Source organism: Nocardia sp. NPDC058497 (assembly GCF_042720195.1).
In the GTDB taxonomy this organism is placed as follows: Bacteria; Actinomycetota; Actinomycetes; order Mycobacteriales; family Mycobacteriaceae; genus Nocardia.
Genome location: NZ_JBHXMY010000228.1, coordinates 334 through 8,715, shown reverse-complemented (window position 1 = coordinate 8,715; position 8,382 = coordinate 334). Strand labels below are relative to the sequence as shown.

Annotated in this window: 4 protein-coding genes; all 4 read right to left on the bottom strand. The window is 65.6% G+C overall.

Translation table 11 applies throughout. The annotated features are described in order from the left end of the window. The coding region (locus ACFWPJ_RS16960; protein WP_378852330.1) for a cupin-like domain-containing protein at nt 1-446 on the bottom strand (446 nt) is incomplete at its 3' end. Nucleotides 447-492: 46 nt separating this feature from the next. Then, the gene (locus ACFWPJ_RS16955) at nt 493-1,164 is read right to left on the bottom strand and encodes a hypothetical protein (RefSeq protein WP_378852328.1); all 672 of its coding nucleotides are present in this window, start codon (nt 1,162-1,164) and stop codon (nt 493-495) included. A gap of 9 nt (nt 1,165-1,173) precedes the next feature. Continuing rightward, entirely contained in the window at nt 1,174-7,419 is a 6,246-nt protein-coding gene (locus ACFWPJ_RS16950) for a type I polyketide synthase (protein WP_378852326.1), read from the bottom strand. A 74-nt stretch (nt 7,420-7,493) separates the two neighbouring features. Continuing rightward, entirely contained in the window at nt 7,494-8,369 is an 876-nt protein-coding gene (locus ACFWPJ_RS16945) for a 2OG-Fe(II) oxygenase family protein (RefSeq protein WP_378852324.1), read from the bottom strand. Between the last annotated feature and the right edge of the window lie 13 nt (nt 8,370-8,382).

The window sequence follows — 8,382 nt, the reverse complement described above, 5'->3', positions numbered from 1 at the left end:
TTGTGTCCACGGATCGCTTCGGCATTGTTTCCCAGGAGGTCGTTGTGATCACCGGTGCGCGCGCCCGCGGGGCCGACCCAGACGCCGGGCGGTGGGGAGACCGCCCGCCGTGGGAAAAGTCTCTTTCGAGGCGATATGTCGGCCTGAAGCTGCGGGAACCTACGCAAAAGGTCGAATTCCTTGAGATACAGGGATTCCTCGCCGGGATCGTCGAGAGCGAGGAACTCCATGTACGCTCCCAGCGTCGACTCGGTGAAATGTGTCGCGGCGCTCTCACGATCCCCCCGAACCAGCTCGATGGTCATCTCGGGCCGCAACTTGCCGAGGAAGTCGAAATCCCACCGATGCACGGCCGGCCAGCCGGCGGCCAGCCCCGGAAGGAACGCTGGTTCTTTTCTGGCGATGTACTTGCTCAACGGTCCGGTTGCCGGTCGTAGCTGCAGCATTTCTTCTCCCCTCGGCTCGCGCTGTATGCGGTCGTCCACAGCTGGATCAAAGACTCCTGTGGATCACGACCCCGTAGTCCAGGGACTGCGGGTGGGGAAAGTAATTCGGCTTGACCGAGACAATCGTCGTGAAGCCGTTCACATAGTAGTAGCGGAGCTGCCGGTCGACGGGCGTCCCGTCATCGTTTGCCGCCCGCACGTAGGACAGGGGTGAACCCTCCGGGTTGGCCTTGATCCATTCGCGCAATCCAGGGACGGTCGACCCGCCGTACAGGTTCCGATAACCCAATTCGGCCAGCTGCGGCAAGAACGAGCGAAAGAGAGCTCCGGCCGCCGCGGAGCTGGTGCTGGTCAGACTCACGCCGAACAGGCAATCGGTACTGCCGCGTGGGGGAAGTGGGGCGTAGGCACACGCTCTCCAATTCTCCGCCTCGCGAATCGTTTCCTTGGTGATGGGTCGAGCGAACATGGACGCGAGGAGTCTGTCCCCGTCCGAGAACGCGCCCGCGGCATGTTCGGGTAGCTGATCGATTCTCTCGAACAGCTCCTCGGCTGTCGCTGCCTGTTGGTGGTCCCACTTGGTGCGCTCCATGTCCACCAGTTGATCCAGGTCGGATAACCGCAGGCTGCGAACCGCGATATCGTTTCCACCGACGGTTCGAACAGAAGTGCGCGGAAGGTTTTCGCCTGTTGGCATTTGTTTTCCCTTCGAAAGCATTTTCTCCGCCTACGGGAAGTCGAGGGGTCGGGAGCCGCTGTCCCGGTCGAGAACCTCGTTGATATAGACGGCGAGGCGGGTCGGGGTCGGATGGTCCAGGATGCCTGCGACCGTGAGCCGGACGCCGGTAGCGCTGCTGAGGCGAGTGCGCAGCTCGACATTGGACAGCGAGTCGAACCCGGCGTCTCGGAAGGTCCGATCCGCGGCGAGGGCGTCGGGATCCTGGTGTCCCAGCACGACAGCGGCGTGGGTACGAATCAAGGTTGTCAGTGCTTTGACCCGTTCGCTGGGTGGCAAGCCCAGCAGTTTCGGTCGGGGGAAGTCTTGTGTGGCGGAGCCGGACCCTTCGCCGACAGGTGAAGGCGTGTGATGCCGAGGCAGTTCGGCCAGGACCGCAGCCAGCGGCGTACCAGGGTCGATGGGCGAGAGCGCCGTCGCGGCGAGAAGGGGCTCATCCTGCTCCAGGGCCATGTCGAAGACGTCCAGCGCGCCGGCGGTGTCGAGTGGGGCAAGACCTTGTCGGGCAAGACGTGCCAGGTCGGTGTCGTCGAGGTGGGCGGTGAGTGCGCTGGACTGCCGCCACAGTCCCCACGCGATGGATGTGGCAGGCAGGCCGATGCGGTGCCGGTGGCAGGCCAGCGCATCGAGGAAGGCGTTCGCTGCCGCGTAGTTCGCTTGTCCGGCCGTGCCGACCACGTTGGCGATGGACGAGTACAGCACGAACGCGCGCAGGTTCATGTCCGCGGTGAGCTCATGGAGATGTCGAGCGGCGATCGCTTTGGGCGCCAGAACCCGCTGGAGCCGGTCGGGGGTGAGGTCGGTGAACAGACAATCGTCCAAGATCCCGGCGGCATGAACCACAGCGCCGAGTGGGTGGCGAGGCGAGATATCTCGGATCACCGGGGACAGGGCGACGCGGTCTGCGACATCGCAGGCCGCCAGGGTGATCTGCGCACCCATTTCACCGAGTTCAGCTGCCAGCTTCCGGGCCTCGGCCGCCTCGTCGCCCTGGCGGCTGACAAGGAGGAGGTGGCGGCAACCGTGCGCGGTGACGAGATGACGCGCGAGCAATCGACCCAGGCTTCCCGTACCGCCGGTGATCAGAACTGTCTCGTCGGGTGCGAGCGCAGTGGGCTGAGTCAGGACGAGTTTGCCCGTGCTGTGCCCCTGGCTGAGGTGTCGCAATACTTCCCTCGCGTGACCGATGTTCCAGGTTCGGACGGGCAGAGGGCTCAGCAGGCCGTCGGCGAACAGCGACTGGAGATGGCCGAGAACGGCTTCCACCCGAGACATCGGAAGTACCGCGATATTGATGCAATCGTAGGTGATTTCGGGGTGCCCGGCGGTGACAGTGGCTGGATCCCTGAGGTCGGTCCTGCCCATCTCGAGGTAGATCCCGCCGGGCCGGAGAAGCCGTAGCGAGGCATCCACCGCTTCGCCTGCGAGGCTGCCGAGGATGACATCCACACCGGTGGAACCCGTGACCTCGGTGAACTGCTGTTCGAATTCGAGGGTGCGGGAGTCGGCGATGCGTTCTCGCGGGACCCCCATCTTCTCGACGACCCCCTGCTTGGAAAGGCTTGCGGTCGCGTAGATCTCGGCGCCGAGCATGGCGGCGATCTGGACAGCGGCCATGCCGACTCCCCCCGCCGCCGAATGGATCAGGACCCGCATGCCCGGTTTCACCTCGGCGAGCTCGACGAGCGCGTGGTAGGCCGTGAGGAACACGATGGGCGCGCCTGCGGCCTGAGCACGGCTCCAGTGCGCGGGCACGGTGAGGACGGCACGTCGGTCGACGACGACGACGGGTCCGTAAGCCCCCGGCCTCGAGCCCGCGTGCAGCACGACCGCGGCGACCCGAGCGCCGAGCTCTACGTCGCCGGCCTGCTCGCCGACCTCCACCACGTCACCGGCCACTTCGAAACCGAGTGCGGTTTCGTCGAGCATGCCGAGCGCCACCAAAGGATCACGGAAGTTCACGCCGGTGGCCAGCACGCGGATGCGCACCTGGCCCGGTTCGAGCGGCACCGTGAGGTCGGGTGCCGGTGCGGCCGTGACACTGTCCAAGGTCTTGTCTCGACCTGGCACCAGCCTCCAGGGTTGCTCGATCGCAGGGAGTCGGAGAAGGCCTTCGGCCGCGGGAGCGAGGCGTGGGACCAACGCCCTGGCGCCGCGCAGAGCTACCTGCGGATGGTCGGTGGCGATCGCACCCGTCATCAACCGGTGATCGACCGGGCCTGCGTCGAGATCGATCAATCGCACACGGCCCGGATGCTCGCTCGAGACCGAGCGCATCATGCCCGCGCATGCTGCGCCGAGAGCGTCCGGCGCGCTCTCCGCGATGCTCGCGCTGTGGGCGCGGCGAGTGACGCAGACGATCAGCGTCTTGTGGAGCAGCTCTTCGCACAGAAGTGTCTGCGCATCGGCCATCGAGCGGGAAAGGTGTTCGCGCAGTGCGGTTTCTGCCGGCAACTCGTCGCCCTGTGTCGAGGAACGAAGATCGAGCAGGACGACCTCCGGAACGTCTCGCCCGTGCCGCAGCGCGAGGGACAACGAGCGGGCATCGGGGTGAACCTCGCCCCCTGGAAGGTCACGATGTGAGCCGACAACCACCCATCGTGCACAATCCCCCTCGCCGCCGGTGCCCACCTCCACTGACCTCCAATGGAATCGGAACGCATGGCGAGCGCCGGTGGCGAGCATTGCGCGCAGTCCACGTTTCGTCACCGGACGCAGGAGCAGATCTCGGAAGTCGGCGACGGGGTTTCCATCAGGGTCGGTGACCCGGACGTGGTGGCGGTCCTGTCCGGCCGGGCTTATCGTGGCGCGCAGATCGTCGGTCCGCCGCGGCAGTATCCGCGCGGATCCGATGGAGTACGGCAGTATCGTGCTCTGCTCGGCTCCGGTCAGCAGTAGGGCGTGCAGGATCGAGTCGACAAGAGCGGGATGAACAGCGAAGCCTTCGGTGCGCGTGGCCTGGTGCTGCGCCAGATGGACTTCGACGTACAGCGTGCCGTCTTTGCTCCATGCGGCCGTGAGGTTCTGGAAGGCGACACCGTAGTCGTAACCTCTGTCCCGCAGCGCGCGATAGCATCCGTCCGCAGAGAGGCTATGACTGCCCAGCGGAGGCCAAACCCGTTCCTGTGGAACGTCTTCGGTTTCCACCGCGACCATGTCGGCGGTTGTCGCCTCGCCGTGGCAGCGCCATGGCCCCTTGTCCCCACGATCACGGGAGTGCAGGGTCAACCGTCGGCGTCCGTCCTGTCCCACCGGGCCGCACATCACCTGAATATCGACTGCGGTATCGGCCAGCGGCAAAGGAGAACTCAGGACCAGGTCCTGCACCCCGCTTCCCCCCGCCCGCACAGCGCACCAGGTGAGAATTTCGACCGTCACGGTGGCGGGAACGATGACCCGGTCGAATACCTTGTGGTCCGCCAGCCACGAGTGTTCTTTCAGGTCGAGGTGACCCACACACACCATGCCGCCGTCGGAAAGATCGGTGGTGGCGGTGATCAGCGGGTGGTCTGCGATGTCGAACGATCCCTCTCGCATGTTCCGTGACGTACTGGTTGTCGGTAGCCAATAGGACCGACGTTGCAGCGCATACGTAGGCAGGTCGACCTCGCGGGCACAGGGATACAGTGCCTCCCAATCCACCTCGGCGCCCTGGGCGTGCGCGTCGGCCACGGCGGCAACAAAGTCCTCACCTCCTCCTCGCCCGCGCTGCAGCGTGCCGGTGACCCCGGCGTCGATGTCGACCAGCGATGCGATCTCGGCGATCGCGCCGGTCAGTACGGGATGCGGAGATACCTCGACGAATTGCCGATATCCCGCGGTCAGCGCACGGCGTATCGCCTCGTCGAAATGCACAGTCCGGCGCAGGTTCTCGAACCAGTACGAAGCGTCCAGGCTGGTCGAATCGATGATCTCGCCGGTGGTCGAGGAAATGATGGGCAGCCGGGCCGCACGCGAGGGGATTGCGCCGAGATCGGCGAGGATACGATCGCGCAGCATCTCCATATGCCGGCTGTGGGAAGCGTAATCCACGGGCAGCAGCCGACATTCGACACCGCGTTGTTCGCACTGCTGCAGAAACTCCGTCATCGCGTCGGCATCGCCGGCAACCACCGTGGCCGACGGTCCGTTGACCACCGCCACCTCGAGCCGGCCGTTCCACCGGCACAGCGATTCCCTTGTGCGCTCGGCGGGCATCACCACCGACGCCATGGCTCCGCGCCGGTCGACCACCCGGAGCGCGGCGCTGCGCAGCGCCACTACGCGGGCGGCCTCGTCGAGTGTGAGGGCTCCGGCGATATGAGCTGCGGCGATCTCACCTTGACTGTGCCCGATGACGGCGGCGGGCCTGACCCCGACGCTCTGCCACAATTCGGCCAGCGACACGTACATCGCGAACAGCAGCGGCTGGATCACCTCGGCCCGTTCGACTTGCGCACTCCGTTCCCCACGCAACACCGCGACGACGTCGAAGTTGACGTAGGGCCGCAGCGCCTCGGCGCAGCGTGCCATCGATCGAGCGAAAACGGGCGAGTCGGTGAGCAGCCGATCGCCCATCCCGACCCATTGCGACCCTTGACCGGGAAAGACGAAAACGGGACCGGGGCCGTGCCGCACCTTCCCCACGGCAACGCCGGGCGGGGCCGGAATAGCCTCCGTGGCGAACGCGTCGAGCCTCCCGACCAGTTCCTCTTTCCCGCCTCCGGTGACAACGGCTCGATGCGTCAGAGCGCTGCGCGTGGTGCCGAGCGACCAGCTGAGATCCACCTCCGAGAGGCCCCCATCGCTGCGCACGTGCGCGGCCAGCGCCGCGGCCTGTGCGACGAGAGCGGACGGCGACGCCGCGTACAGCGACCACATCGGTAGTTGCGTGCGCAGTGGAGAAGGCTCACGCCCGCGCGTTGGCCGATGCCCGACAGCGGCGGGCTCGGGCGCTTCTTCGAGGATGACGTGGGCGTTGGTGCCGGTGATCCCGTACGACAGGACGCCTGCCCGACGCGGTTCTGTCGTACGCGGCCAGGGACGAGACTGCCGCAGCAGCCGCATCCCGCCCGTCGACCAGTCCACACCGGCGATGGGGTTCTCCACATGCAGTGTGGCGGGCAATCGCTCGTGCTGTAGCGCCAGCACCATTTTGACCAGGCCCGCGAGTCCGGCGGCGGCGAGTGTGTGGCCGATGTTCGATTTGACCGAACCCACCCACAAGGGGTCGTCCGCGGAATGGTGCCGTGCGTAACTGGTCTGCAGAGTCGCGGCCTCGGTGGTGTCGCCGAGGGGCGTTCCGGGGCCGTGCGCTTCGATCGCACCGATGTGCTGGGGAAGCAACCCGGCGTCGTCGAGGGCGGCGGCGATCACGGCCTGCTGCGCACGCCCGTTCGGCGCCTGCAGGGTGGAACTTGCTCCGTCCTCGTTGACGGCGCTGCCGCGGATCACCGCCAGCACCGGATTGCCGAGGAGCTGGGCCCGCTCCAACGGCATCAAGATCAACGATGCGACGCCCTCCGCCGGCGCGAATCCGTTGCCGTCGGCGGAGAATCCGCGGGAGTAGCCGTCCACCGACAGGACCCTGTGCCGTGAGTATCGTGCCAGCATCGACGGATCGGAGATCGCGGTAGCGCCGCCGACGATCGTGACATCGCACTCACCGGAGCGGAGTGCCCGAACCGCCAGGTGCACGGCCACCAGAGCTGACGAGCAGGCTGTATCCACTGTGATGGCAGGGCCGTTGAGGCCGAGGGCATAGGCGATCCTGCCCGAGGTCGCACTCAGCATCGTCCCCATCAGCAGATGCCGCTCCAGGCCAGGAATTCTCGAGCCCGCCAGGCCGTAATAGCTGTCGGTCGCTCCGACATACACGCCGGAGCGGACGTTACTCAGCGACCGTGGGCTCAGGCGCGCACGTTCCAGCGCCAGCCAAGAACTTTCCAGCAGCATCCGTTGTTGCGGATCCATCGTGGTGGCCTCACGCGGGCCTATTCCGAACAGGCTCGCATCGAAGTCGCCGAGGTCGCGGAGGAAGCCACCCCGCCGGATGTACGTGGACCCTTCGACGGCCGGGTCCTCGTTGTACACACGGCCGAGGTCCCACCCGCGTTCGGTGGGGAGGCCGTAGGAAACATGTCGCCCTTCGGAAAGAAGCTTCCAATATTCGTCCGGATCATCGGCGCCGGGGAAACGACAGTCCATGCCTACGATCGCAATCAATCCACCCGGCCCGGAGTCTCTGTGGTCAATCATGGCACCATTCATTCCTCGCGTTCAGGCACAGTGTGGTAGACCGGATGTCAGGACGAATCTCGCTCGGAGCGCGTCTAGTCGTCGTAGTCCACGTATTTGCCTGCCAGCTTCGCCATGAAGTCCTTGGCGCCGATCGGGTCGTACTTCGGTGTGCGGCCGGGCCATACCTCGAGAACTGAGTTCTCCCGGGGAAGTACGAGGTAGGGAACAGAGATCCGGGATACCGCCCGATGGCCCGGATCCCGAGGCGCGCACACCCGATGCGAACACGAACGGAAGCGATCGTTGCTGACCATTTGGAGCCAGTCGCCGCTGTTCAAGATCATGGACCCGTGCGGGGCGGTGACCCTGCTCCAGGTTTTGCGCTGCGGGTGGAAGACCTGCAGCCCTTCGATCGGATTGGCGGGCAGCAAGGTGATGAGGCCATAGTCTTCGTGGGTCATGAAGCGACCCGTATTCTCGGTATCACTCGCAAGGCCCGCGAGCGCCGGATAGTGGTTGATCCTCAGTACGCCGTACGGTGGTGAGAGTTCCTCGTCGTAGATCGACGGATCGATGTTCAGATACTCGAGCAGGGCGCGGACGAGCGGCAGTGTCAGTTCCTCGCACGCCCGCCAATACGGCCGCAGACCGGTTTCGAACTTCGCCTCCGGCCAGAAGGTCAGCGCCTTGTCGTGATCCTCACCGGGCACACGGAAAGAATCGCGAAAGAACTCCCATGCTTCCACGGCATTCGGCCGTGTCGGTGTCCACTCTTGGACCGCGAAGTACCCGCGGCGGAACGCTCCGCCGTACACGTAGTCGGTCGCGGCGAACTTCAGCTTCTGTTCCTCGGGAACCGAAGTGAACAGTTCCAGAGCGCAGGCGTCGGTAGCCTGGAGCGAGTCGATATCGATCCCAAGTTTAACAAAAAAAGCCCGCCCGGGATCCCCCAGTGCGCGACCGCGCAAATCCGCGAGACCG